19 protein-coding genes are annotated in these 21,585 nt (G+C 53.4%); 3 read left to right on the top strand and 16 right to left on the bottom strand.

The window, feature by feature from the left end; all coding sequences use genetic code 11:
- Positions 1 to 10: 10 nt before the first annotated feature.
- The 12 genes from NYE33_RS01705 to NYE33_RS01760 form a co-directional block, all read right to left on the bottom strand.
- The gene (locus NYE33_RS01705; RefSeq protein ID WP_341064549.1) at positions 11 to 649 is read right to left on the bottom strand and encodes a histidine phosphatase family protein; all 639 of its coding nucleotides are present in this window, start codon (positions 647 to 649) and stop codon (positions 11 to 13) included.
- Positions 650 to 717: 68 nt separating this feature from the next.
- Entirely contained in the window at positions 718 to 1,521 is an 804-nt protein-coding gene (locus NYE33_RS01710) for an aminoglycoside N(3)-acetyltransferase (RefSeq protein ID WP_042133129.1), read from the bottom strand.
- Between the two features lie 39 nt (positions 1,522 to 1,560).
- The gene (locus NYE33_RS01715; protein WP_341064551.1) at positions 1,561 to 3,144 is read right to left on the bottom strand and encodes a response regulator; all 1,584 of its coding nucleotides are present in this window, start codon (positions 3,142 to 3,144) and stop codon (positions 1,561 to 1,563) included.
- Positions 3,145 to 3,146: 2 nt separating this feature from the next.
- Positions 3,147 to 5,039 carry a cache domain-containing sensor histidine kinase gene (locus NYE33_RS01720; protein WP_042133126.1) on the bottom strand — a complete coding sequence of 631 codons (1,893 nt, stop codon included), beginning with the start codon at positions 5,037 to 5,039 and terminating at the stop codon, positions 3,147 to 3,149.
- 99 nt (positions 5,040 to 5,138) lie between these two features.
- Positions 5,139 to 6,836 carry an extracellular solute-binding protein gene (locus tag NYE33_RS01725; protein WP_042133124.1) on the bottom strand — a complete coding sequence of 566 codons (1,698 nt, stop codon included), beginning with the start codon at positions 6,834 to 6,836 and terminating at the stop codon, positions 5,139 to 5,141.
- A gap of 100 nt (positions 6,837 to 6,936) precedes the next feature.
- Positions 6,937 to 7,827, bottom strand: a complete 891-nt coding sequence (locus NYE33_RS01730; RefSeq protein WP_042133123.1) for a carbohydrate ABC transporter permease — start codon at positions 7,825 to 7,827, stop codon at positions 6,937 to 6,939.
- An 18-nt stretch (positions 7,828 to 7,845) separates the two neighbouring features.
- On the bottom strand, positions 7,846 to 8,835 hold the full coding sequence (locus tag NYE33_RS01735) for an ABC transporter permease (protein WP_039309713.1): 990 nt from the start codon (positions 8,833 to 8,835) through the stop codon (positions 7,846 to 7,848).
- A 139-nt stretch (positions 8,836 to 8,974) separates the two neighbouring features.
- On the bottom strand, positions 8,975 to 9,109 hold the full coding sequence (locus NYE33_RS01740) for a hypothetical protein (protein WP_256704074.1): 135 nt from the start codon (positions 9,107 to 9,109) through the stop codon (positions 8,975 to 8,977).
- A gap of 880 nt (positions 9,110 to 9,989) precedes the next feature.
- Positions 9,990 to 13,217, bottom strand: coding sequence for a cellobiose phosphorylase (locus NYE33_RS01745; RefSeq protein ID WP_341064553.1), 3,228 nt, complete (start codon positions 13,215 to 13,217; stop codon positions 9,990 to 9,992).
- A 326-nt stretch (positions 13,218 to 13,543) separates the two neighbouring features.
- Positions 13,544 to 14,887, bottom strand: a complete 1,344-nt coding sequence (locus tag NYE33_RS01750; protein WP_341064555.1) for a glycoside hydrolase family 30 protein — start codon at positions 14,885 to 14,887, stop codon at positions 13,544 to 13,546.
- Positions 14,888 to 14,989: 102 nt separating this feature from the next.
- The gene (locus tag NYE33_RS01755; protein ID WP_076243580.1) at positions 14,990 to 16,006 is read right to left on the bottom strand and encodes a LacI family DNA-binding transcriptional regulator; all 1,017 of its coding nucleotides are present in this window, start codon (positions 16,004 to 16,006) and stop codon (positions 14,990 to 14,992) included.
- Between the two features lie 53 nt (positions 16,007 to 16,059).
- Positions 16,060 to 16,542 (bottom strand): hypothetical protein, encoded by a 483-nt coding sequence (locus tag NYE33_RS01760; RefSeq protein ID WP_340948186.1) that lies wholly within the window; start codon positions 16,540 to 16,542, stop codon positions 16,060 to 16,062.
- Positions 16,543 to 16,832: 290 nt separating this feature from the next.
- Here NYE33_RS01760 and NYE33_RS01765 point away from each other — a divergent pair, with 290 nt between their 5' ends.
- On the top strand, positions 16,833 to 17,636 hold the full coding sequence (locus NYE33_RS01765) for an HNH endonuclease (protein ID WP_076243579.1): 804 nt from the start codon (positions 16,833 to 16,835) through the stop codon (positions 17,634 to 17,636).
- 110 nt (positions 17,637 to 17,746) lie between these two features.
- Here NYE33_RS01765 and NYE33_RS01770 read toward each other — a convergent pair whose 3' ends face one another.
- The gene (locus tag NYE33_RS01770; protein ID WP_042133109.1) at positions 17,747 to 17,941 is read right to left on the bottom strand and encodes a YwbE family protein; all 195 of its coding nucleotides are present in this window, start codon (positions 17,939 to 17,941) and stop codon (positions 17,747 to 17,749) included.
- Positions 17,942 to 18,020: 79 nt separating this feature from the next.
- On the opposite strand from NYE33_RS01770, the gene NYE33_RS01775 reads away from it, so the two are divergent.
- Positions 18,021 to 18,323 carry a hypothetical protein gene (locus NYE33_RS01775; protein ID WP_039310552.1) on the top strand — a complete coding sequence of 101 codons (303 nt, stop codon included), beginning with the start codon at positions 18,021 to 18,023 and terminating at the stop codon, positions 18,321 to 18,323.
- Between the two features lie 38 nt (positions 18,324 to 18,361).
- On the opposite strand, the gene sdaAA is transcribed toward NYE33_RS01775, so the two are convergent.
- The 3 genes from sdaAA to NYE33_RS01790 all read right to left on the bottom strand — a co-directional run bounded on the left by sdaAA (position 18,362) and on the right by NYE33_RS01790 (position 20,487).
- Complete coding sequence (gene sdaAA, locus NYE33_RS01780; protein WP_042133107.1) at positions 18,362 to 19,240, bottom strand: L-serine ammonia-lyase, iron-sulfur-dependent, subunit alpha; 879 nt, start codon at positions 19,238 to 19,240, stop codon at positions 18,362 to 18,364.
- Entirely contained in the window at positions 19,237 to 19,947 is a 711-nt protein-coding gene (sdaAB, locus tag NYE33_RS01785) for an L-serine ammonia-lyase, iron-sulfur-dependent subunit beta (protein ID WP_042133105.1), read from the bottom strand. The genes sdaAA and sdaAB overlap by 4 nt, the downstream gene beginning before the upstream one ends.
- A 123-nt stretch (positions 19,948 to 20,070) precedes the next feature.
- The gene (locus tag NYE33_RS01790; RefSeq protein ID WP_076243563.1) at positions 20,071 to 20,487 is read right to left on the bottom strand and encodes a GNAT family N-acetyltransferase; all 417 of its coding nucleotides are present in this window, start codon (positions 20,485 to 20,487) and stop codon (positions 20,071 to 20,073) included.
- 146 nt (positions 20,488 to 20,633) lie between these two features.
- Between NYE33_RS01790 and NYE33_RS01795 the strand changes: the two genes are divergently transcribed.
- Positions 20,634 to 21,530 (top strand): SDR family oxidoreductase, encoded by an 897-nt coding sequence (locus NYE33_RS01795; protein WP_042133103.1) that lies wholly within the window; start codon positions 20,634 to 20,636, stop codon positions 21,528 to 21,530.
- The last annotated feature ends 55 nt before the right edge of the window (positions 21,531 to 21,585 follow it).

A 21,585-nucleotide genomic window follows, 5' to 3' on the forward strand; every position in this document is an offset into this window, starting at 1 on the left:
TGCTGCAGAATCAGGATTCCATCCCGCCCTCAGTGGTCTCATAATGACTGGTATCGCCGTGAAGCACAATCTCGGGCATACCGTCCGTGATATCGATTCTGCACAGACAGGTAGGATAGATGTAGGGCAGATCCCAGAGCTTGTTCATGGCTCTGCTCTCGAAATAAGCCATAAGCACCTTAATCACAACCGTATGCGTCACAATGAGCACCGAGCCGCCTGCGTGGAGGTCTGCGATCTCCCGCAGCTTGCCCAGCGCACGCTCCTGCACCGCTGCAAAGGTCTCACTGCCCTCTACACTGAACTGCTCCGGGTCGCTCCAGAAGAACTGATGCTGCTCCGGATACTGAACCTGCAGCTCTGCGGAATCACGGCCTTCCCAGACTCCCATGCCGATCTCCTTGAATTCATCGCAGGCCGTAAGCGGCAAGTCCCGCTCTCCCATGATAATCTCCGCCGTCCGCAGCGCCCGGGGACTAGAGCTCGCGTACACCGCGTCCAGCTCCACTTGCTGCATGCTCCGGCTTAGCCATTCTGCCTGCTGGACGCCCAGCGGCGTAAGCTCTGAATCCTGATGGCCCTGCATCCGCTTCTGCACATTCCATTCGGTCTGCCCGTGCCGGGTAATGTACACCGTTGTTGTAGTCATGAAACTTTGCTCCCCTCAAGCCGATAGCTCTCTTGCTCTATCCATAATCAATTACGCCTCCGCACCTCTTACGTGCGCTTGCGTTCCAGCCACTTCACCGCGTAATCCACAATCTCCCGCTGCGGAATCAGCTGTGCCGCCGATGCGGCCACCAAACCGCTGGCAATAAGTCCGGTCTCCCGGCCAAAGTCCACGCCCAGCTCCGTGAAATCATCCGAGTTCCAGTTGTAATCACTGAATTCCATCCATCGTCTGACTCCGTCCACCATCATCGGCGCTGCAGCCATGACTTCCTGTTTCCCGGCATAGTCTGCCCGGTATTCCGCCAGATGCAGTGAGGTATTATTAAGATTGTCTACGCCAAGCAGCAGCACGCTTCCTCCCAGCTCATAGATCCGGGCCAGCGGAGACTGCTCACCGAAGGCGTACTCCAGGCTATGCCCGTCGATAATGACATCCCGGTGCTTCCCCCAGGCGGCAAAAGAATCGATCGGATGACTGCTGCGCCGGACGCCCTGCTGCTTGCGGAAGCAGTCGGGAATCACGCCCATCCCTCTAAGCGGAGTCAAGTCCGGGTCATATGCAGGCATATGCTCCCGGATGCCGGGCCACCAGGCCTCCGGCACCGGCGGTTTGCTCCAGCCTGACGGATCGGTCAGATCCGAGGATTGCGTAGGCATAACGAGCGTCCCTTCTTCACCCAGTACCTTCTCCAGCGCCAGGATAACGGCAACCGGACCACCAGCCACCCATTGTCCCAGTGATTTAAAGGAAGAATGCAGCAGCAGTGTCATTCCTTCATGCACGCCCAGCTTACGGAAGTCGGCGGCAAGTGTATCTACGGTAATCAGTGTTCCTTGTACTTCTTCCATTCCATTGCCTCCAGCCTCTAGCCATCCGTTGTTCATATCTTAAAATTCCTTATCCTCCGTCTGCCCCGAATAACGCTCCATCAGCTGCTTCGCCCGGTATTCACCGGGAGAGATACCCTCCAGCTCCTTAAAGACACGCGCGAATTGCTTGCTGTTCTCAAAACCTACAGCCTCAGAGACCCCAGCCAGCTTGACGGAATGATCAGCCAGCAGCTCCTTGGCGTGGCGGATGCGGACTTTTTTGAGATACAGCACAAAGCTCTCCCCGGTGTACGCCTTGAAGGCTTCACTGAAATATGAATAATTGAGCGAGACATAATTGCTGACCATAGCCATATTCAGCGGACGCGCATAATTCGCTTCGATATACGCCAGCGCTTCTTCCATATCCGCATGCTCGGTATGCGCAGATCTTATACCTATAATATAATCGTTCACACTAAGGAGCAAATGCTCCAGTGCCCGGTAATAGTCATGGAAATTGCTGAAATTATACAAGTTGCCGACCGCTCGGTACAGCTTCAGCACTTCCACCGAAGCCTCTCCATGCACACGGAACACTTCATCCAGCACCCGTTCATTAATACTCCGCCCTACATTCTCCAGGTAATCCAAATCCAGATGCAGCAAATGATCCGTCTGAAAAATAACACCAAGCAGCGTCTTAATCTCCTTCTCCCGCTCGGTTCCCAGCATATTAAGCAGCTTGCGCAGCTCCTCCTCCGGGGAAGGGAAGCTCAGGCGGCCGGCGCGGATATCCTTATAGTCGACAAAACTGGCCTGCGGGGACAAAAAAGTATACTGCAGCGCCCGGTACGCCTCCATGTAACAGGCACGGAACTGCTCCGGACTCCGGCTCTCACTGCTGATGCCGATGAGCAGCCGCTTAAGTTCTTTGGCCTCAGCCTTACCGGACAGCTCCAGGAAGCTCTCCATATTCCCCACAAGTACAAGCTTCCCGTCCCAATCGGTCAGAATTTCCGTGAATTTATGTTCCAGCGGTCCGATCAGCCGCTCCAGCACGCCCTGGACCTCTCCGTGATTCATCCGCGCGCCGTCCCGGTGATAATAATTGACCACGCCTACTGTAAAAGGAATCTGCAGCGTCGACAGCTCCTCCAGCTGTGCCGCCGATGCTTCTACCTCCCGCTGCATCAAAAGCCCCCGCAGGTGGGCAATCCGCAGCTCGCGGCGGTAGCCTTCCGCCTCCTGCTTCTGCCGCAGGCTGCTCGACTGGCGGTCCATTCCCTCCTTGTCAATCCGTTCGAGAATCTCGAACAGCTCTTCGCGGCGGATCGGCTTCAGCAGATAATCCTTCACGCGGTAGCGGATCGCGCTTTTGGCATATTCGAAATCATCATGGCCGCTTAAAATAATGACAGCAGGCGGCTCCTCCTTGCCTGCTTCCACCGACAAACGTTCCAGCAGCGTGATCCCGTCCATAATCGGCATCCGGATATCCGTAATAATGACATCCTTCCGCTCCTGCTTGTACAGCTCCAGCGCTTCCGCACCGTTGCCCGCCATCGTGATGCTGTAGACAGACGGATATTCCCGTTCGATCATCGCCTTCAGACCTTGACGGATCATTTTTTCATCATCCACGATCAGCAGATTGGTCATAGCTAGTTATCCCCCGTCAATAGAACTTTGGGCAGTGACATGAACACAGTTGTCCATTTCCCTGCTTCACTCTGCACTTCCAGCCCGTAGGCTTCACCGTAGAACAGCTGCAGACGCTGATGCACATTGCGCAGTCCGACGCCTCCCGACTTATACCCGCCGCTGCTGGTTCCCGAAGGGTCAGCCCCCGGTTCCTCCTTGGCATAAATCGCCTCATGCAGCTGGGTCAGCTGCTGCGGCGTCAGCCCGAGGCCATTATCGCGCAGCGAGATGAAGATATCCCCCTCGGCCTCCGTAATATCGATCCGCACAACACGGTCCGTGAGCTCTATCCCGTCCGCATTCCACGCATGCTTTACACTGTTCTCAACAATCGGCTGCAGCGACATTTTGAGCACCTCCACTTCCAGATAAGCGCTGTCAATATTAAGCTCCAGCCTAATGGTATGCTCGAATCTTATATTCATAACCTCTATATAGTTCTGGATATGGCGGATCTCGTCTTTCAGCTTCACGTATTCACCCGTCCATTTGAAATTATAGCGCATCATGCCGCCAAGCCGGGTAAGCGCATCCGAGATCGTCCGCTGATTCTCAATCTCCGCCAGCATTTTGATATTCTCCAGTGTATTGTAGAGGAAGTGGGCATCGATCTGATTATGCAGCGTCCGCAGCTCAGCTTCCTTCGACAGCGCCTGTTTATGGACAGCCTGAGCCACCAGCGTATTAATTGTGTTCATCAGCTTGGAGAAGTGATGGGCAAGCTCGCCGACCTCGCCGCCTCCGCTGACGCGGATACTTCCATACGGCTCTCCCCGGCGGACTCTCTTCATCGTTTCGGTCAGCCGGCGGAGATTCTTCAGGATGAATGCATTCAGCACGTAAGCAATGGCAGTGACCAGGAAGATGAAGCCGATATTGACCCCAATAATCAGATTACGGGTACGCGAAATATCCATCATCACACCTTTCATCGAGACCACAGTGACCAGAGAAGCATTGATCTGCTCCAGCGGCGCCTGAATCAGCATGAAGGAATTCCCGTTCTCCTTATAATCCATCACCCATTTACCGGTCTTTCCGAACTCTGCCAGCCGGTCTTTGATTGCCGCAGTCAGCCCCTTATTATTCTCCAGAAAAGAGTTGTCTGTCCGGGTGAACAGGTTCAGCTCATCATCCGCAAGAATCATCTGGGATTCATTATCCTGCACGGAGGTATACGTCTTGGGTGTGAATTTACTCAGCAGCATATCTACCTGAACCATCCCGATGTGATTGCCCGCCGGAATGCTGATCTCCCGCAGCACCGATACCTTCGGTTGCCCCTGCTCTGTTTCCCCCGAGAAGCGCTTCATCAGGTCGATATCCGAGTTCTGAAAGGACCACAGATTCCGCAATCCTTCCAGCTCCAATGCCTTCTGAAACCAGGGCTCCATGGAGACCCGGGACTCACGGAAAATAACCGGCCACATCTCATATACATTTTTGCTGCTGGAATACAGGTACAAATGCTCAATATTCGGATTATTGAACTGGATCTGGCTGAGGTTCATGAAGCTGGTTGTGTTGTAATCAATCAGCTCTCCGAGTGTAGGATCACTTTCGCTGATCAGATACTCCCGGGTGATTTTATCACTATACGCCATCTGGAGCGCCCGCTCCATCGCCTCAATCTGATTGAGTACATGCAGCTTCTCCATCTGCAGCAGATAGTCGTTTTTCTCGATCGCATCCTGCATATACGTATTGTTAATGGCCTTGTACGAATAGAAGGACACCAGCAGACTGGGTCCCAGAATAATAAAGATATAAGCCACAACCAGCCGGCTTTGCAGTGATCTCCGTCCGAGCCAATAACGGAAGGAATTCCATAATGCTCCTGTTCGTTTGCGCATATTCACCTCTCCGTTAATAGCTGGAGCCTTGTAGATCCCGTTACTAGAAAATAACCCAAAAGCCCGCGGTTAGCGGGCAATTGGGTCTTATATTGGAGACTACATTCCGAGTTTTTTCTTGTTCTCTTCATATTTAGTCTGGCGGTATGCATCGAAGGTCGCTTGACCTTCCTTCTCTTTTTTGGTGAGATATTCAGACCAGATCTTATCGAATTCCGCATCGGATTCAGCCATCAGCAGCTTCGGCATGGTTTTGCCGCGCAGCTGTTTCAGCTTGGTCGCGATGATGCCCTCCGGCGAGTTACCGCTAGGATCAATCAGCTGGAATTCCGAAGTATTAATAGATTTCCCGCGGGTCCAGTCTTCCAGTTGTTTGAACGGCTCAACGGATTTTGGTGCCCATTGGTCAGTAATATTCGTATTTTGCATCATCCAGAAGGTGAACGAAGAGCCGTATTGCTTATCAAATGCTGCACGGTCCGAGTTCATCAGCTTAAGGGCTTCAGGGAGGAATTGATCCTTGCCCTCAATTGTATCATAGCTGACCCCTTTTTCGCCCAGGAAAAGATCCTTTTGGCCTTCTTCACTGTTCAGGTAGCTGAGGAATTTAATTGCGCGTGCTTTATCCTTAACATCCTTCGAGATCAGGGTAACGGTCCAGCCGGAGATCCCAGGGCCATTCAGTGTAGGCTGATCCAGTTTGGTGTTGGCTGGTCCATCTACAGCAATGTAGACCATCTCAGGATTCTTCTGGAAAATAGTTCCTTGCTGGGAAGCAAAGTCTGTACGTTGATACAGCATTGCGAAGTAGCGTCCCTGTACGATTTTTTCTTCCATTTGTGCCCGTTTGTCAATGAAGATATCTTTTGCCAGCAATCCGTCCTGGTTAGCCTGGCGGAGTGTTTTCATCCAGCGTACATATTCAGGATCGGTTTCACGGTCATATACCTTGCCGTCTTTTTCCCAAGGAATCGCCAGGAAGTTCTGAATGTAGCCTTCCAGCGAGTCGTTGCCGTTCTCAGTGAACTCATGCAGACCCAGCGGAATCAGCGGCTGGCCGTTGACTTCAGGGAATTTCTCCTGTGCAGTCTTCAGCGCAGCGAGGAAGCCTTCAGGGGTACGCATATCCGGACTGCCGATGGCTTCATAAATATCCTTGCGGACTGCGAACGTCTGGTTCGATACATAGGTATCGCCATATTTTTCATAGTCGGCAGGAGAAGAGGAGGAGTTAGGATAGCCGTATACATTGCCGTCCGGCTGAGTGTACCAGCCAAGCTTATCTTTATCGGAAACTTTGTAGAAGTACGGGTCGTATTCATCAGCCAGCTTGTTCAGCGGAAGCACCAATTCGCCTTCTACCATTTTTTTGATGGCATCTTCCCAGTAGCCGAGGGTGATGAAGTCAGGCAGCTTGCCGGAAGCAATCAGCGTGTTCAGCTTCTCATTCTCATTCCCTGCAGGCACGATAAAGTTAACATTAACGCCGGTCTTCTTCGAAACATATTGCGAAGTTGGATCTACGCCCCATTTGTTGGCAAACCAGGCAAAGTTCAGATACCAGTCGAAGGTGATTGGTGAAGTGTCGCTCATCCAGCCTGGCTCATCGCCTGTTGCTGCCGGAGCTGTCGTTTCTGTTGCATTGGTTGCCGGTGCCTCTGTAGCTTCAGCCGGCTTCTCCGTTGCTGTATTTCCGTTTGCGGCATTATTATTGCTTGAACAACCCGCTGCAGAGAATGTCAGCATTAGTCCCAAGAGCAGCAGGACCATTTTCTTTGGCTTATGTTTCATGCCCATGCTTGTTTACCCCTTTTCTAGAAAATAGTAATTATAAGCTCAACCCCGCTGCCCGCAAGACAATGGGCTCCGGAGGAGTTACCTTGTGGTTCGCAGATGCTCAGCCTTTGATGGAGCCGATCATCATGCCTTTAACGAAATAGCGCTGCAGGAACGGATAGACGAACACGATTGGCAGCGTTGTGACAACCATGGTTGCCAGCTTGATGGACTGGGAGGTTACCGATCTTGTGGCCGCGCTGCCCTGGACAGCAACCATCATCGTATTCGAGCTGGACTGGGCCACAACCCGGAACAGATAGGTCTGAATCGGCTGCAGGTCCACATTGTTCACATAGATGATGCCGGCAAAATAATCATTCCATTGATACACGCCGTGGAACAGCGCGATGGTGGCAATAACCGGCATGGAGACCGGAAGCACGATCCGCAGTAAGATGGACCAGTCATTGGCTCCGTCAATCCGCGCTGCTTCTTCCAGACCCTCGGGGATCTCCCGGAAGAAGGTCATGAAGATAATAAGATCGAAGAAGCTGAACATGACAGGAATGATAAAGACCATGAAGTTATCGAGTAAATGCAGATCACGCATCAGCAGGAAGGTTGGGATCAGGCCGCCGTTAAAGAATAATGTAATGGTGCCGATCAGAATGTAGAGCTTGCCGCCAACCAGATCCTTGCGGGACAAGGCATAAGCTACCATCGCTGTAAAGAATACATGCAGAGCCACACCAAGGACTGTCTTGAGTACGGTAACCCCCATCGCCAGCATAATCCCCGGACTTGCAAATACTGCATCGAAGTTCTTCAGTGTGAACATCCGCGGCCACCAGTAAATCCCGCCCAGCATGGCGTCATTACCGTCATTGAAAGCGTTGACGAGCACATACCAGATCGGATACAGCGTCAGGAAGCAGACGCAGAGCATAACCAGATTGTTGACGATATCGAAAATTGCTTCGCCTTTGGTTTTACGTTTAAGAGCAAACATATATAGGTCCTCCTTGTCCTAGAACAGCGACGTGTCGTTGATTTTTTTGGATACCTGATTGGCAATCAGCAGCAGAATCAGTGCAATGACCGCTTTGACCAGGGTGACCGCCGCAGAATAGGAGAAGCGGTTGGAGACAATACCTGTCTGATAGATATAGTAATCAATTACATTGGATGTACTGTCGTTAAGCGAATTCCGCAGCACCAGAATCTGGTCGAAGTTCGAGTTCAGTACACCGCTGACTGCCAGAACGAACAGGATGCTAATCGTGGCCCGGATGGCCGGCAGAGTGACAAACCACATTTTCTGGAAACGTCCTGCGCCGTCTATCGTTGCTGCCTCATACATTTCCGGAGACACGCCGGCGATCGCCGCGAGGTAGATAATCGCTGACCAGCCAAGCTCCTTCCAAATGTCGGAAGTGATGATTATCGTCCAGAAGTAACTCGGTTCAGCCAGGTAAGTGATCGGTTTGTCAATCAGATTGAGGGCAAGCAGAATATTATTGATAATCCCTATATCCGCGAGCCAGGTGGCCAGAATGCCGCCAAGCACAACCCAGGAGAGGAAATGCGGCAGATAGGAGATCGTCTGAATTGTCTTCTTGAATCTGATGGAACGGACCTCATTGAGGAACAGGGCGAATATGATCGGCAGCGGGAACCCGATAAGCAGCTTGATCAAGCTGATCCCCAGCGTGTTGCGGATAACATTCGGCAGATCCTCATCTGCGAACAGTTCCCTGAAATGCTCCAGGCCCACCCAAGGGGCTTCAGCGATCGACTTGACGATATTATATTCCTTGAAGGAAATAATCAAGCCGTAGATCGGGATGTAGTTGAATATGATCATCCACACTACACCAAGCAGTGCCATGGTCTGCAGATGACGCTGGGCTACAAATTTCCTCCAGAGCGTATTTTTGCGAACTGAACCGGTTTCGATTGACGCCGGAATGAGCGGCCCCATTACCGGATTTGGTTTGGTGCTTTGTTTGTTCTCCATCGTATGGACCTCCAAAATCCCCAACTTTAATGTGTGAAGCGTTTTCATCTCTATGTATTTATTGTATGCGTTTTAGTATTTGGGCGTAAGGTCCCAGATTTCGTATTTGGGGGCTCATTTTTCGGCTTGGCTCAAAAACTCAACCGCCATCGGAGATCGGCTGCCGGAAGCCCTGAACTTCCGGCAGCCATTGTCTCTTCCCGATCGAAACCCCTTCCGCGCTTGCATGGGTGAGTGCTACTCTGCCCGTTTGGGACAAATTCAAAGCTGCCAATCCCTCGGGGCTGCTGGTTTTGCCTACTTTTAGAGGAATGAGGGGCACTTCTGCTCCTCATTCCTCCCTATCGCCCACTTCCGGCGGATTCAGGGGCACTTCTGCCCCTCATTCTACCCTATCGCCTACTTCCGGCGGATTCAGGGGCACTAGTGCTCCTCATTCCTCCATATCGCCTACTTCTGGCGGGTTTAGAGGGATTTATCCCTTTAATTTGCTCATTCCGCCTGTTTCCGGCGGATTTAGAGGGATTTATCCCTTTAATTTGCTCATTCCGCCTGTTTCCGGCGGATTTAGAGGGATTTATCCCTTTAATTTGCTCATTCCGCCTACTTCCGGGGGATTTAGAGGGATTTATCCCTTTAATTTGCTCATTCCGCCTACTTCCAGGGGATTTAGAGGGATTTATCCCTTTAATTTGCTCATTCCGCCCACTTACGGGGGATTTAGAGGGATTTATCCCTCTAATTTGCTCATTCCGCCCACTTACGGCGGATTTAGAGGGATTTATCCCTCTAATTTGCTCATTCCGCCCACTTACGGCGGATTTAGAGGGATTTATCCCTCTAATTTGCTCATTCCGCCTACTTCCGGCGGAATCAGAGGGCTTAAGAGCTTCTGCTCCTCATTCCCCGTATCGCCGACAACTGGCGGATTCAAGAGTATTCACCTTTAATCCACCTAACCCCGGGCAATTAAAAGGAGGCCCAACCGGGCCTCCTTCCTGTACCTTTATCAACTTGAATGAATATATAGATTGAACTTGTATTTTTGCTATTATGGGATTGCCGTGGCTCCAAAGAATATTTGGCCCTCCAGCCGCTGTTGTCTACAAATTTCTTGAATTTAACCCGCTGTTTCGCGGTGGAAATCCGCCTGATTATTCCATTACCGCACGGATGGCGGCAATCTCTCCGCGCCGCAATGCCTCGGCATCCCCGCCGCGCAGCAGGCCGCCGGCAATCAGGCGTTCCTCGCCGCTGCGGAATTGCAGCGTCAGATTCTGAATGACCGCCTTGCTGCCGCCGAAGGTATCGGCATGACGCGGATTATAATACGTTACTTCCGTACTTCCCAGCAACGTGAAGGATACATGCCCCTGCTCATCGAACAGCCAGCCGGGAAGGGCCGGATTCAGCTGCAGGGTTAACTCGCCGTCTTCCACAGAGAACAGCCGGCTGCCGGCCATCATCGTTCTCCACATGCTCAGGAACTCCGCCGTAGAGCCGCTCAGCCGGGCAACAAACCCCCTGCCATGCGTTGCAGGATCGGGATTGCCGCCTGTTGAGATGAACGAGGAATTCTCCAGTGTACTGCGACCGTAGACCTCAGGGTCAAGGAACGGAATCAGCGAGGTTTTCAGCTCGCTGTAGAATTCTTCGTACAGCCCCGCCTTCAGCAGCTCAAGCAAATATTTGTACGACATGTGCAGGAAGTTGGACTCCCGCTCCTGCCAGCCCGGTGTGAAGGCACGGATGCGGCCGATCTCATGCGATTCTTCTTCCAGCGACACTGAAGTCCGGTACATCGATGTAACCGGATCAAAGAGCCCGCTCTGTTTCACTTTGCTGTAGATTCCCTTGGCGGTTCCCTTGCTGTCCAGCGTTTTGAGCCAGCGGGCAGGGCCTTCCAGGAAATACGGCAGGGCAGCAGCTTCGAACTCTTCAACCAGAGCCTTCGGCAGCCCGTAGCCGCTGATGACCGGCTCTCCGGCTTCATCCGTTACAGGCTGGAACCGTGTTGCCTCGAAGCGGAAATAGGTCGGAACCAGTCCGCCGCCAATCCCTACCGCACGCTCAATACCCTGATCCACCTTACGCAGCCATTTGCCCAGTGCCTCACGGATGACCGAAAGGGAGATTTCGGCGGTCTCGCCTGTAATTCCGAAGCGGATCTCTGCCCGGTAAGCCTCGCGCGCCGAAGCTACGCGGTCCCAATACGGGAATTGGGCCAGTGAACCGTCAAGCACTTCAGTTACAGCACGGTTCACCTGCTCAAGCAGCGAAGCCATCTCTAACGGAAGCGCTACTGTTGAAGGAAGATCCGCGCCGCTCTCCAGCGCTTCCAGCATGAACACAAGCATCCGCTTGAGTTCAAAGGTCTCGCTCATTCCGGAGCCGACCAGTCCCGGCAGACCGTTCATAGCATCATTCCAGCCCGGCTTGTTGCCTTCCATCTCTACACCCATCCCGTAAGGATCAAGCGTGGCAAATTTGTTCATGGCAAGCGACAGCATCTTCACAAACAGGCTGGTCCGGTAGATCTCCCCGTGCCCGCCTTGTGTGCGCAGCCACTGGGTATCGCTGGCCTTGCGCTTCAGCTTGTGCAGCTTCTCTTCATCCTCCAGCAGCGCCCCGAATTGCCGCACCTGCCCGCCGCTGATTACATATTTCTCGCTGCGCGGCAGCACATAAGCCGGGCTGTCATAGAACGTATAAGTCTCGTCCCCGAACAGCAGCGCCTCCTGCCGTTCCGGATAAATATCCAGATAACCTTCCACCAGATCAAGATTGTAGGTCCAGTGATCGGACCAGAAGCCTTCTCCGAAGGCGGCTTCAATGTTCTGCTGCGACAGGGCAAGCACTCCGCTGAGGAATTCCTGCTCACTGATGTTCAAAGCAAGATTGTGATCCGCAATGTAGTTAATCAGGCTGCCTGGTGTGAAGCGTCCGGCCAGTAGCCGCTCAAATCCGGCATGATGCTCCGCAAGCGCCCCGGTAACCCATGCTTTAAGCTTCTCTCCCTCACCCGGCAGAATTTCAAAGCTGGTACCCTGCACGCTAAGCGGATTGTAGCCGTCAGCCTGAATCAGACTGTAGAACATCTTGATGTTGAAGCTGCCTACCTTCGGGTGGAAAAACACATCGCTGCGCCGGTTCTGGTTCATATCTCGGAAATTGCCGTTGCCCTGCGAATAATATTCAGGCGCCAGCGAGAAGAAGTTGTAATCCCGTTCCATATCGCCATGCTTGCGCGAGTATAGATGTACAACGAAGCCTTCACCGCCGTTATCAAAAATAAACGGATAGCCCCCGCGCAGAAAATTGTCGAGATAAGACTGGCGGCAATAAGCATCGAACAGCGGCGAGGAGGTATGCGTAGCAATATCAGCCGTTAAATCCTCGGTCAAACTGGCCGCTTCCTGTGCCTTGGCGGTAAAATAATCTTCCCGGCAGAGCTCAGCCGCCCGATGATTGATTCTGGCAATATCATTTACATGCCCAATGATTGTATTCAGCTTCAGCGAAGTTCCCGGTGCAAGTGTTCTGGATACGCCGCTGAAGCCGCACGGCACCTTGTTGGTTGGGTATTGGGCCTGTGCAAGCAGCTCCGCCAGCGGAAGCTCCGCGAAGCGGTCGGGATACGTCAGCGAAGTATTGCCGCCGAAGATTACTTCATAATCTACGACCGGATACAGCTGTTCTCCTTCCGCTGTGGAGGAGAGATAGAAGTGCCCGCTCTCAATCAGGCTCATTTCCGCATCGTCATTCGTGCTGGAGCGCAGCTTGTAGAACGGAATTCCGTTCTCCAGGTTATACACATCCATCCAGCTGCGCAGCAGGTTGCCCATCTCTTTGTAGCCCCCGTTCGCTACGCCGAAGGGAAGAACCTCCGGAAGACCGTCGAGCAGCTCCAGCTCCAGCTCTGTCCCGCTGATATTCTCGATCTCCACCTGCCGGATCAGCGCGGCATAATCATCACCCGGCAGGTTGAAGTAGTGGACCGTCGTCTTCAGCCCATGTCCTGCATGTGACTCCTCAATGGTCAGTCCGTTCGGCAGGATCGTCATGATCCGCTTGGCCGCCGGGTCAGGGCGTGCCGACTGGAACGGCTCATAGACTTCTGCTGTACCCTTCAGCTTGATGAAGGTGCGGAATCCGGTGGAGGCTACATTCTTATACGAAATATTGGCCGGAGAGAACTCCATAATCGGCGAATTTTTGTCCCGTACTCCGAAGCTGCTGATTCCTTGACCCCGGTTCACGTAGAACGTCCACATCGGGATCCCCTTCAATCCGGCAAGTCCGGGCAGGAAGCTGGCGAACGGTTTGCCTTCGTGGAACTGCTCTATGACAAATTTACCTGAATCGAAATAATAATGGCTCATGCTTAAGTCCTCCTAAAAGTTTGTTGATATATGCTTTTGTTGCTCTGTTGCGGCAAGTTTGCTCAAGGCAGCCTCTGCTTCCTATGCAGTTCCTGAATGATTGCACTTCCTGCATTAGAAATTGCTTTATTATGCCTGAACATCATTCTGTTGTATTTCATACATTTGATTTCCGTTTTTTTGCGGCGGATTTAGGCGACATCTGCTGTAGATAGTACAATAGACGGCCTCAAGCAAGAGTGTCTCAACTCGCGCTGAATCAGCCTTTGAATCGATCCCATCCGCTTCGTTTCTGTTCATCTTCTTCATGTCTGCTGCCAGCTGGCTTAACCTTGCGAAATCAGATGTGTGGCAATGGAATGTGCAGGCAATGTGCACTCAGCGATTTCGCCGCCGAGGCCAAGCGTCAGGGAGCGTTCTGCTTCGCCTTCGTTCATCAATACAACAGCGATGCTGCCGTCCGGATTGCGGAACGCCGCTGACAGCACGCCTTCCGCAGCCGACTGCAGCCCGATCCGCACAGCACCCGGTGCAATGAATTTGCTGAAATGCCCGATGTAATAATACGAGCTGTTATAGTGAACCTCGTCCGTAGCCGTATCCGCAATCACCGGAGCATCGCAGAGATTCCCCACATGATTCGGTCCGCCCGTCTCATCCAGCACCAGATTCCAGTCCAGATAGCCCTCTGTCCAGGCATTCAGATCGCCGATCATATTCCGGCCGTAGCGCTCACCCGTGAACCATTCCCCCAGACGCACGCCGCCTTCCTGGCAGCCTTCGGTGAAGAGCACATGCTTATCCGGGAAAAGCTCATGCACCTTCTCCACCTTGTCGAACTCCTCACCGCCGTACCAGTGGATTCCGGTTCCCCATACATACTGCGCTGCTTCCGGATCGGATAGAATCGGTGTCACGCGTTCGATCATAATATCGCGGTTGTGATCCCAGATGACGATGTTCACATCCTCCATTCCGGCCTCACGCATTACAGGGCCGAGGTGGTTTTTGACGAAATCGCGCTCTTCCTCGGCACTATATACACAAGAGTCCCATACTTGCACTGCTGCCGGCTCGTTCTGCACGGATACTGCCCAGACCGGAATTCCCTCCTTGCGGTAAGCCTCGATGAATTTGGTATAATAGCGCGCCCAGACCGCAGCATATTCCGGCTTGAGCGAACCGCCGTTATTCATCTCCCCGTTCGTTTTCATCCAGGCCGGCGGGCTCCAAGGCGAAGCCAGCATCGTGAAGGGCCCGCCTTTGACCTCCATAGCATCCTTAATGAGCGGCAGGACCCACTGGAGATCATGCGAAATATCGAAGGTCGCAAGCTCCGTATCCTCATCCTGCACATAGGTATAGTTGCCGAGCGCGAAGTCACAGCTATGAATATGCACGCGGCCCATAGTGTAATTCAGCCCATCCACCGGGTGAAAATAACGCCGGATGACCTCTGCCCGTTTCCCAGGGCTCATCCGTGACAGCGTATAGGCAGCCGCTTCAGTGAAAGCGCCGCCAAAACCAATGATCTTTTGAAACTCCTGCTCCGGCTGCAGCAGTATATCTGCTGTTGTACCAGGGGTTGCTGCTTTGAATTGAATGCTTTCTTTGGAACTCAGACGATCTGCTGTATCTTTGGCGGTTACTACGGTTTGAACGGTTGGCATGTGGGTTCACTCCTTCATCATTTGAATTCGAAATAAAACGAAAGAAATCGAAACCGGTTTCGATTTTGCTGAAAAAAAATGCATTCCCGGTTGAACGCACTTTTATCTCTTGACCGGCGGTGCACAGGAATCTCTGACGATGATCTCTACAGGCAGAACCAGCGCCTCCTGATTTGTACGCGGCCCGTTCATCGAAGCCAGTAAAAGCTCCGCCGCCCGGGTACCCAGCAGCTCCGTGTTCTGGCGGACGGTGGTAAGCGCAGGGGTAACATATCCCGCAAGCTCAATATCATCATAACCCATGACTGAAATATCCTCCGGTACAGACAGGCCCTGATCCTTGGCAGCCATTACGGCACCCAGTGCAAGCAAGTCACCTGAAGCAAACACGGCAGTTGGCCGTTCCGGCAGCTCCAGCAAAGACTTCATTGCGCCGTAACCGTTCTCCAGAGAGTAGAATGCTCCCTCGGCAACATATTCGTCCGGCACCTCAAGACCCTGCTGCTCCATCGCCGCTCTGTACCCCAGCTCCCGCTGTTGTCCCGGATACGTATTCCCGCCTCCCGAAATATGGGCAATTCTGCGGTGTCCGAGCGATACCAGATATTCCACTGCCTGCAGTGCACCGGTCATATTATCCGAGCAGACCGTATGCGACAACGCCGTTTCGAAATCGAGAACCACTGTAGGAATATCACTCTCCAGAAGCTCCCGGAAATAAGGATCCTCATAATCGGAAAGGAACACTACAACCCCATCGACTCCGCGAATCCGGCAGTTCTCCAGATATCCGCTCTGCTTGCCGCCGACATCCTTCGAGATAAACATGAGGGCGTAACCCTTGGCTACGGCAACCTGCTTGAAGCTCTCAATAACCGCACTGAAGAAAGGATGGCGGATACCCGCTCCCGTATTCTCCACAAACAGCACACCGATCGTCCAGGATTTCTTGGTCGTCAGTGTACGCGCATGCGCATTAGGAAGATATCCCATTTCCTGGGCGGTACGCAGTATTTCCTGCCGCGTCTTCTCCCGCACGTCAGAGTAGTTATTGAACGCCTTGGATACCGTGGTTGGTGAATAGCCGGTTCTTTTGGCAATATCGTATATGGTAGTCACTTCCGGTTCACTCCCGCGGCCCAAATGAAAGCCCTTTTATGTTCACTGTCATTCTAACTTCTTTCAGAACGGCCGTCCAGCATAAAATATCTCTGTACCGCAGGCAGCAGCGTAACGATCTGAACCAGCATGCCCAGAGACATGTAGAAAACATGAACAATACTGACTGTATCCATCATATACGTCTGCACCATAATCCAGATAATCTGGCCAAAGCCGATATAAAGCGAGAAGCTCCATGCTGCATGCAGCGCCTTAAACGGAGTGAGCGCATAGCCCCAAGACCACTCAGGCTGCTTAAAAAGACCATAGAGCACCATTAGCGGCAGCAGCCCAAAAATGACCAGCAGCAGAATACCGGGAATTGCATAACTGTCAAAGGGCGATCTTTCCAGTATGGACGCCGGCATTCCAATCATTTCACCACTGGGATCGGCGAGCAGGACCAGCCCTCCGGCGACAGCTCCAAGGCCTAAGAATGCCTGAAGCACAAATAGCAGTCTTACGGCCCCGGGCTTTTTTTCACTAACGGTCATTCAGCTTCCTCCTCTCTGGTTCATAATTATTGTATTCCTATACAAGCCTCATCATCGATTTACGGCCTTACTTTGCGAGTTTACGGGTTTTTCCTCAAGACTGCGAAGAAGGATGTCACAGCCCTGGAGATTTGCGCTTTTGGCGCATGCTGTGTGAATACCTGTGCTTTACGCTATACTATTATCAAATCAATGAAATCACATGGCGGTATACCGTAAATAAGTTTCTATTTCAAAATACAGAAGGGATTGGACAGTTGCGGCTGAGGGCCGTCCTGCCAAGTATACTTATGACTGAAACTATTCTTCCTCCATCCAAACAATGTGCCTATTGCCATCAGCTTAAGCCGCTCTCCGAATTCCGCAGACGTACAGGCAAGCGCTCCAAGGGTATCTCCCGGCGCGGAGCCTGCCGGGAATGCCGCAAGCTACGTGAAGCAGGGGCTGCGGCTGCGCCGCCGCGTGCAAGCGCGGCACCCGCACTGCCGGAGCGTCCGCCCGGCACAGGGACTGCCAAGCGGGATAAGACACTGGTCTCGATCTCTGCAGCGGGCTCCGGAGCTGCCAAACCGCCTGCTGCCTTGGGCCGTCAGCCTTCCTTGCCCGAACGTGCCAAGGAAGGCCGCGGCAGCGCGGGTACCTCCGGCCTCAAGGGCAAGTCCCGTCCGCGCAGTGCGGAAACGGGACGCACGATCCCCCAGCAGCGCGGACCGAAGCCCGATCCCCAGGATGCCTCTGCGCTCATCCCTTCAGGCAAGGGTATGATTCTGATGCGCGGGCACAGCGACAAAGGCCGGCGCTGGCATCAGGAGATTGATCTTGCGCTTGCGGTAACGCTTGTCCGGGAGCATGCCGCAGTTGTCGTGAACCGCCGTACAATCCGCCGCTTATACAGCAATAAGGATTTCCGCGCCTATATTCTGACCCGGGACCAGTATATCTGCTATTTCTGCGGCTTATACGGGGATACCATTGACCATCTGCTGCCCCGTGCCAAGGGCGGGCACACTACGCCGGACAACTGTGTCTGCGCCTGCAATTTATGTAATCAGACCAAGGCCGACCAGTATGTAGAGGAGTTCATGGGCCGTTAAGCAGGCTCATGATCCTGTACGCAAATCAAAAGGCGCCTCTTACCCCGGCGGCTGCCCAAGGGACACAGCCGCCCCGGCTCGCGGCGCTTCTTCATTCTTCTGTATACTGCTTAACCTGTAATGTTCTTGACCCGTCCTACCTGTCCGTCAGTCAGCCGCACTTTGATTCCGTGCGGATGGCGGGGCGAATTGGTCAGAATGTCTTTAACCGCGCCATGTGTGAGTTTGCCGGTCGCCTGATCCTGCTTCAGTACAATATCAACCTGAAGTCCGGGGCGGATATCCGCTCTAACTTGCCCGTTCATGTTCTTCTCCCCTTTCCGGAAATATCTTATATTCTTGTATTTAATCAATTCACTATGATCAATAAGGATGATGACAGCTATGGCCTTTGGCATTAACAGAGCAGAACTAGCCCGCTGGAAACAAGCGGTCTCCGCTGGTGAAATCGCGTTCCTTACGCATTACTGGCTGGACAAGCGTTTTCCTGACATCACCACAGTGACCAAGGTCGGGTGCAGTGATCTCCCCCGCCTGAGGGAGTGGTGCAGGAAGAACGGTCTTCCGCCGCAATATATTCATAACCGCCAGCCGTTTCCCCACTTCGACCTGATGGGACCGAAGCAGGAGGAAATCCTCCGGCGTGAGGGGCTGTGGGATCAGCTTGAACGGTTCCGTATGCTATAGCCCCGCAAAAATGGCTGACGTCCGAAAGCTCCCGCAGCTTATTTCTTGTTCCGTAAATCCTTCATAATCCGGCGGCCGGTTGGCGTCTGCGCCAGTCCGCCCCCCGCCGTCTCGCGGTGCTTCTCGGGCATGGCGGAGCCTACCTCCAGCATGACCTTGATCACTTCATCGGACGGTATCACACTGCGGACACCGGCCAGTGCCATATCGGCCGCAGCAAGTGCCGTGACGGCACCGAAGCCGTTACGGACAATACATGGAATCTCCACAAGTCCGCCTACCGGATCACAGATCAGCCCCAGTGTATTCTTCAGTGCCAGCCCTACGGCATGCACGGCTTGCGCCGGTGTGCCGCCGCGCATTTCAGTCAAGGCCCCTGCCGCCATCCCGATGGCTGAGCCGACCTCGGCCTGACAGCCGCCTTCCGCTCCCGATACAAAGGAATTGTTGGCAATAACATACCCGATGGCTCCAGCCGCGAACAGGCCGGTAACCATATAGTCATCATCCCAGCCGAAGCGCTCCTGACAGCTCAGGAACACCCCGGGAATGATTCCGCAGGAGCCTGCGGTCGGCGTAGCGATAATCCGCCCCATGGAAGCATTCACTTCCGAAACCGCAAGAGCATACGCCATGGCCTGGCCGGCAGGACCGCCAAGGCAAGGTTCATCCGCTGCATTGTAAGCAGCCACACGCTGGGCGTCAAGTCCTGTCAGGCCGCTGCGCGAGGTGGTGTCTTCATGCATGCCGCGGTGCACCGCTTCCTTCATTACGCCGTAATACTGGCTCATGGTAGCGAACTCCTGCTCCTTGGAACGTCCAGACTCCGCGCTCTGCTCCTCAAGCATCAGAGCGCCGATTCCCAGACCCCGCTCTTCACATAATACAGCCAGCTGGCTGAGTGTTTGAAAATTCATGATGTAATGTCCTTTCCTTTCTGCTCATGTGCCTGTTCATTCAAATCGACAACTTTCACGGACTTCACAGCCGGCAGCGCCCGCAAATTCCGCAGCAGCTCCGGTGTAGCGGCTTCATCCAGCTCCAGCACCGTCAAGGCTGCTCCGCTGCGGTTCTTGCGGTCCAGCGACATATGTCCAATATTGCACTGGCCCTGCCGCATTACATCCGTAACGCTGGCCAGTACGCCCAGATAGTCCATATGATTAATCAGCACGGTTGGATACATGCCGGTAAGCTTCACGCCGAATCCGTCAATATCAACAATTTCGATATTGCCGCCGCCGATCGAAATCCCGGTAAGCATCAGCTCTGTGCCGCTCTCGCTGCCGGTAAGCCGCAAGCGGACCGTATTGGGATGGGGGAACAAGCCCGTCCCCTGACCGAAGGAAACCTCCATTCCGGCTTCGGCAGCAAGCTCTATGGAATCCGGCAGCCGGTGGTCATCGGTCGTAAAGTCCAGCAGACCTCCGGCGATAGCCCGGTCTGTTCCATGTCCCTGATACGTGGCCGCAAAAGAACCGAAGAACGTGACTTCTGCCGTACGCGGCAATTCACCGAGCACCTGGCGTGCCGCTCTGCCGATCCGCGCCGCCCCCGCTGTATGCGAACTGGAAGGTCCGACCATCGCCGGACCGATAATTGAGAATACATCTTTAAACCGCATCGCTCAGGTCTCCCGCTATCAAAATTCGACATTGCACATAGAATAGTGCAAGTCATTTGTAAAGCTCCTATATATTATACTGCGTCCGGACAAAAGCTACACTATTACATTGTTTGTGACCTATCAGCTGTTCCGCGAGAACAGTACAAGGCCATCCCGCTCCTGCCAGCCGGTGCCTGACCAGAAGCTGCGGCCCAGAGCGTTATGCCCGATGACCATCAGATGGCATTTACTGATGCCTTCCTCCCGCAGTCTCTCCAGGCAGCGTGTGACCATCTCACGCCCGGCACCCTTACCCCGGCTGCTGCTGCTGACAGCCACATGATACATATATCCTCTGCGTCCGTCATGTCCGCACACCGCTGTACCCGCAAGTGTACCGTCCTCATCCACACACACCTGGCTGATTCCCGGATTACGCTCCAGATAACGGATAATTTCCCCGCGCGAGTCCGCTTCACTAAGACCCATCCCGTCCGTATTCTTCCATAATTGATAAGCTGCCTCGTAATCATCGGCTGTCATTGTTCTGTATAGCATTAGTTATTCTCTCCATTTCTAAGTTTTTAGTATGTAAAGTTAAGAGCGTCTTAAGGATCACCCAGAAGAGGACTGCGGCGCACGCTTTTCTGGGCGCATGCATACCAATATACGGAGAGCCAACAGGCAAGGAGGAGTATCACCCGATGAATCCCGTTTACCCCTATTACGGAGAAAAGACGGTATGCCGCGTGCAGCCTATCGCCTTCCCCCCACAGCATCAGGACCGCCAGCCGGGGCTGGAGAGTCTGATGAATCCGCGTCCGATCAGCGAGAACCCCGAGAGCAGCAGCGGCAGGCTCAAAGGAAAGGTTGCCCTGATTACCGGCGGAGACAGCGGCATTGGAAGAGCAGCCGCCATCGCTTTTGCCAAAGAAGGGGCAGATATTGCCATCGCTTACTTGGACGAAGCTTCTGATGCCGCAGCTACGCAGCACCGGATAGAAGAGCTTGGACGCCGCTGCCTGCGGATTGAGACGGATCTGCGCTATAAAGAGTGCTGCTTCGAAGCGGTGGAGCACACCGTGCGGACCTTCGGCAAGCTCGACATTCTGGTGAATAACCACGCCGTCCAATATCCGCAGAAGAGCATTCTGGATATCACAGAGGAGCAGCTGTACCAGACCTACCGCACCAATATCTTCCCTTTCTTCTTCCTGACCCAGGCCGCACTCCCGCATCTGCACAAAGGAAGCTGCATTATTAACACCGCCTCCATTACCGCTTACCAGGGCAACAAGGAGCTCATTGACTATTCCTCCACCAAAGGCGCCGTTGTCTCGTTCACCCGCTCTCTGGCTCTTTCACTGGCGGACAGCGGCATCCGCGTCAACAGTGTAGCTCCCGGTCCGGTATGGACACCGCTGATTCCTTCCAGCTATTCCGCTGAAGAGGTCAGTGTATTCGGCACAGACACCCCGTTCAAGCGGGCGGCACAGCCCTATGAGCTGGCAGGAGCCTATGTCTATCTGGCCAGCCCTGATGCTTCCTATGTAACAGGCACCTGTATTCATGTTAACGGAGGGGACATGGTTACAAGCTGATTCATGCGCCGGATTCGTCCGGTCATTCCGGCCGTGCTCTTCACCCACCCCGAAA

The sequence above is a fragment of the Paenibacillus sp. FSL R10-2199 genome, assembly GCF_038000235.1.
GTDB classification, from domain to species: domain Bacteria; phylum Bacillota; class Bacilli; order Paenibacillales; family Paenibacillaceae; genus Paenibacillus_AQ; species Paenibacillus_AQ phytohabitans.

What these genes read in the sequence shown, in the direction of transcription:
- sdaAA (WP_042133107.1), bottom strand. Translation starts at nt 19,240, where the DNA reads ATGAATTTTCAAACACTCAGCCAGCTGGCTGTATTATGTGAAGAGCGG.
- NYE33_RS01760 (WP_340948186.1), bottom strand. Translation starts at nt 16,542, where the DNA reads ATGACCGTTAGTGAAAAAAAGCCCGGGGCCGTAAGACTGCTATTTGTG.
- NYE33_RS01790 (WP_076243563.1), bottom strand. Translation starts at nt 20,487, where the DNA reads ATGCTATACAGAACAATGACAGCCGATGATTACGAGGCAGCTTATCAA.
- NYE33_RS01750 (WP_341064555.1), bottom strand. Translation starts at nt 14,887, where the DNA reads ATGCCAACCGTTCAAACCGTAGTAACCGCCAAAGATACAGCAGATCGT.
- NYE33_RS01735 (WP_039309713.1), bottom strand. Translation starts at nt 8,835, where the DNA reads ATGGAGAACAAACAAAGCACCAAACCAAATCCGGTAATGGGGCCGCTC.
- NYE33_RS01765 (WP_076243579.1), top strand. Translation starts at nt 16,833, where the DNA reads ATGACTGAAACTATTCTTCCTCCATCCAAACAATGTGCCTATTGCCAT.
- NYE33_RS01795 (WP_042133103.1), top strand. Translation starts at nt 20,634, where the DNA reads ATGAATCCCGTTTACCCCTATTACGGAGAAAAGACGGTATGCCGCGTG.
- NYE33_RS01745 (WP_341064553.1), bottom strand. Translation starts at nt 13,217, where the DNA reads ATGAGCCATTATTATTTCGATTCAGGTAAATTTGTCATAGAGCAGTTC.
- NYE33_RS01770 (WP_042133109.1), bottom strand. Translation starts at nt 17,941, where the DNA reads ATGAACGGGCAAGTTAGAGCGGATATCCGCCCCGGACTTCAGGTTGAT.
- NYE33_RS01720 (WP_042133126.1), bottom strand. Translation starts at nt 5,039, where the DNA reads ATGCGCAAACGAACAGGAGCATTATGGAATTCCTTCCGTTATTGGCTC.
- NYE33_RS01725 (WP_042133124.1), bottom strand. Translation starts at nt 6,836, where the DNA reads ATGGGCATGAAACATAAGCCAAAGAAAATGGTCCTGCTGCTCTTGGGA.
- NYE33_RS01715 (WP_341064551.1), bottom strand. Translation starts at nt 3,144, where the DNA reads ATGACCAATCTGCTGATCGTGGATGATGAAAAAATGATCCGTCAAGGT.
- NYE33_RS01705 (WP_341064549.1), bottom strand. Translation starts at nt 649, where the DNA reads ATGACTACAACAACGGTGTACATTACCCGGCACGGGCAGACCGAATGG.
- NYE33_RS01710 (WP_042133129.1), bottom strand. Translation starts at nt 1,521, where the DNA reads ATGGAAGAAGTACAAGGAACACTGATTACCGTAGATACACTTGCCGCC.
- NYE33_RS01730 (WP_042133123.1), bottom strand. Translation starts at nt 7,827, where the DNA reads ATGTTTGCTCTTAAACGTAAAACCAAAGGCGAAGCAATTTTCGATATC.
- NYE33_RS01775 (WP_039310552.1), top strand. Translation starts at nt 18,021, where the DNA reads ATGGCCTTTGGCATTAACAGAGCAGAACTAGCCCGCTGGAAACAAGCG.
- sdaAB (WP_042133105.1), bottom strand. Translation starts at nt 19,947, where the DNA reads ATGCGGTTTAAAGATGTATTCTCAATTATCGGTCCGGCGATGGTCGGA.